The 3,268-nt window shown below is 38.4% G+C and carries 1 protein-coding gene and 1 pseudogene; both read right to left on the bottom strand.

Annotation, left to right across the window (positions count from 1 at the left end):
• Nucleotides 1–128: 128 nt before the first annotated feature.
• Complete coding sequence (locus MVY38_RS05680) at nt 129–2,156, bottom strand: alpha-amylase/4-alpha-glucanotransferase domain-containing protein (RefSeq protein WP_297484228.1); 2,028 nt, start codon at nt 2,154–2,156, stop codon at nt 129–131.
• An 8-nt stretch (nt 2,157–2,164) separates the two neighbouring features.
• Nucleotides 2,165–3,268, bottom strand: a pseudogene (locus tag MVY38_RS05675) (glycoside hydrolase); the annotation flags it as partial.

The raw sequence follows: 3,268 nt of genomic DNA, 5'->3' as shown, positions 1-3,268 counted from the left end.
CCTCACAAAAAGGACACTCTAAAGTTGTTTGGCTCTCTTGTTTTGTTTGCATTGCTGTGTTGTTTGGGCGGTGTAAGCGCTCTGGTGCCATTATGACATGAGTATCATGCAGCATATCAAATCGTATCTCAGACATCACTCACCTCTATATTTATCTCAAATGTATGCTCTGTTGTAAAACTACCGCAAAATAAGAAACTTATCTGCTGTACGATTTTTTCAAAATCCTGCTCAGACTCAGAAATAGTGCTAAGTGGCACTGCAAAAATATCACACGCTTGATTAGTTCTAAAAGTAAGCACTTTTTTAGTAAAATTATCAATGATGACAAGCTCTTTCATTGCCTCTTCTTGCAGTCCATCGGCTACATTTTTGCCATTAAAAGTGACTTTATCTGGATGGGCAAAATGAAGATTAAACTCTTTGGCAAAGAAAAGCTTCTGTGGATACTGCGTTTCAAATTTGCTTTTGAGGCTTATTTTATCTGTTTTGAATCGGTATCTTTTTTGTAGTTTTGCAGGGTAGGTACTGTCGCTGATACAAACAGATCCCTCACGCACAAATTTTTTCTTTTGAGGGGTAAATATACCCGATACAAAATCTCCCACCTCGTTAAATGTAAGATTTTTAAAGTTTTCAAATGTGAATGGCTGCGTGCTAAAGTGGTCTATAAAAGAGTTCTTCGCATAGCTGTCATAAATAATCTCTGCTTTTAAATCACTGTTGACACTGCGTTTAAGGGTGTGAATGGTTGCTATTTTGTTATTTGTATCTGCTTGTGCAGCGCTCTCATCGGCTTCTAAAATCTTTTTATGGTAAAGCTCTTCTCGTCGAATAATGGTGTTTTGCCAGTTAAAAAGTGCGTCTAACGCGCCAAACTCCACAAGCTGTGCGCCATTTTTTAAAGAGAGTACAAAGCTAAGATTTTGTGTGCGTACTTTGAGTTCATCATAGCCATCTTTCTCTATGTCCATTTTTTCTATGACAATATCTTTTACATGCTTACTTTTTTCAATCTGTAGTAAATATTTGTAAGCATTGTCACGCAGGTTTGGAAGATAAAATCCGCCAAAGACACCATGCCAAAAAGCATCATTTGTTTGGAGCCTGTAAAGTGCATCAAGAGTGGCTTTGTCATAGCTTTTTTGTCCCTTAGAGAGCTGAAGCATACGCTTGTGCAAATAATTGCTCTCATGGTATTTTATAAAAAAGTTTTTCCAAATGCCGCCTTTTATAAGCGCCACTCCCGTCTCTTGAAAATATGCATCGCCAACCTTTTCTTTTAGTGCTTCAAACGCAGTTGCCAATGGGGTTTTTAGACTCCATTCTCCCATCTCGACATACGAACAGTTATTTAAGTAGGCAAGCCCCAAAGGTCTGTTTTCTTGTACATACTCACTATAGTGCTGCGTTTGGCAATGCTCATTTGCTAAAACGGCTTCTACAAATTTTTGCAGCCACTGCTTTTCATACACCCACTCATAGGTATGTGGCCAGAGCCCAAATTTCTCGGCATCATCAAAAAATATTGCCGCGGAAGCACTCTCTTTTGTACAGGAGAGCACTGCGTTTAAAGACTCCTCTATTTTGGAAAATGGAAGTGCATAACGCAGTTTTTTGGAGATGGGAAAGAGTTTTAAAACTTCGCCATTATCTTCGCTGAGATAGTAACCGTTCATCTGCTCTTTATCATAGCCATTGCTGATAAAATGATAATCATCCACCATCACATACTCAATGCCACACGCAAGTAAATCACTGAGTATTGCACTCTCCCATACTCGCTCTGTTAGCCACAAACCTTTGACATCTGCATTAAAATACTTTTTAATGTAACGACTTAGTTTGTTTATCTGCGCTCGTCTGTCTTTTGAAGGGATACAGCTCAAAACAGGCTCATAGTAACCCCCTCCAAACCACTCTATACTTCCTTTTTGTGTCAGCTCCTGCATAGTTTGAAAAACTTTTGGATACTCTTGTCTTATTTTTTCAAGCAACCAACCGCTACAGTGCAGTGAAAATTTAAACTGAGGATAGTTGCGCATCGTCTCAAAAAAAGGAGCATAAGAGAGCTTGACTGCTTTTTTAACTGCCTCATCGAAGTTATCGACAGGCTGATGCATATGAATACCAAAGAGTAGTGATACCTTTTTCATCTTTTCCTCTATATATACCAGTTTTTGGCGTAATTTTCATTCAGGTTGAGACTCAGCTCACCAAAACCCGGAACTGTTTGTAAAATCTTCTCATCTGCAATTATCTCAAAGCGTATAAAAATCTTCGCAACCTTAAGTGATGATTTCTCTATGCTTAGTTCTAAATTCTGCTTGCAGGCACTCTCAATCACCAAACCGTTAAGTGTTGTTTTTCCTGCATTAAATGCAAAGACTGCGTTTAGATTTAATGGTTCTATTATAATCTTTATTTGCGCATTTGTACAGTACTTTTGTAACATTCCCTCAAAAGAGAAGTAGAGCTTTTGCGCATCTTCTCCATAGTAGATTTTCTCAACTACGCCCGAAGCTGCCTCCATTGTAGAAAAAAGTTTTGTTTCATCAATTATACCGCACCCCAACCATTCAAAAAAGGAGTCTTTTTTGCCATCTATTATCGGACTTATGAACGATTGTGGAGGAACTAAAAAGTCGCTCGAACTTCTGTTTTGAGAGATTGGGAGAAAAAGATCATTTGGAGGTAAAATATCCATCAAATGATAGATGTTAATAAGCTGGTTACGAAAGAGTGTGTCGAACTCCTGCATATAGTCACTGTAGTGATCACTTCCAAACCACCAGTACCAGTCAGAGCTCTCTGCTTTTAAAAAAAACTCTGTTATTTGTGCTTTTTTTGCCTTAGTGAGATGTGCCACATTCTCTTCATAAGCTTTTTTTGTTACAAAAAGCAGCTCCCACGCTTTTGTTTTTTGTTTTTCACCCACCCATGTATCAAAAGAGCCGTTTATCCAGCTTCCTGGCGCTAAATACTCAAGAGGTTTTGCCTGCATGTTAGAGACCTCATCCATCGTAAGCGTTGTACACCACGGCTGCGTTTGTAAGCCTTTGTAGAGTGCTTCAAAAAAGTCAAAACCGTTGTTTTGGTAAAATTCCCAAGCATTTTCACCGTCTAATATAACACAGACAAGCGCATTTGCATCTCTATTTTCTATTTTTTGCAGCTCACTTATGAAATGATTTGCCGCATTTTGTGGCTCTTCATATCTATACTTAAAACCTATAAGATCACTAAGATAGTGGTCTCGAAAGACCAT

Origin of the sequence: Sulfurimonas sp. (genome assembly GCF_027056685.1) — a bacterium.
Lineage (GTDB): Bacteria > Campylobacterota > Campylobacteria > Campylobacterales > Sulfurimonadaceae > Sulfurimonas.
This window is presented reverse-complemented; position numbering and strand designations above follow the sequence as displayed.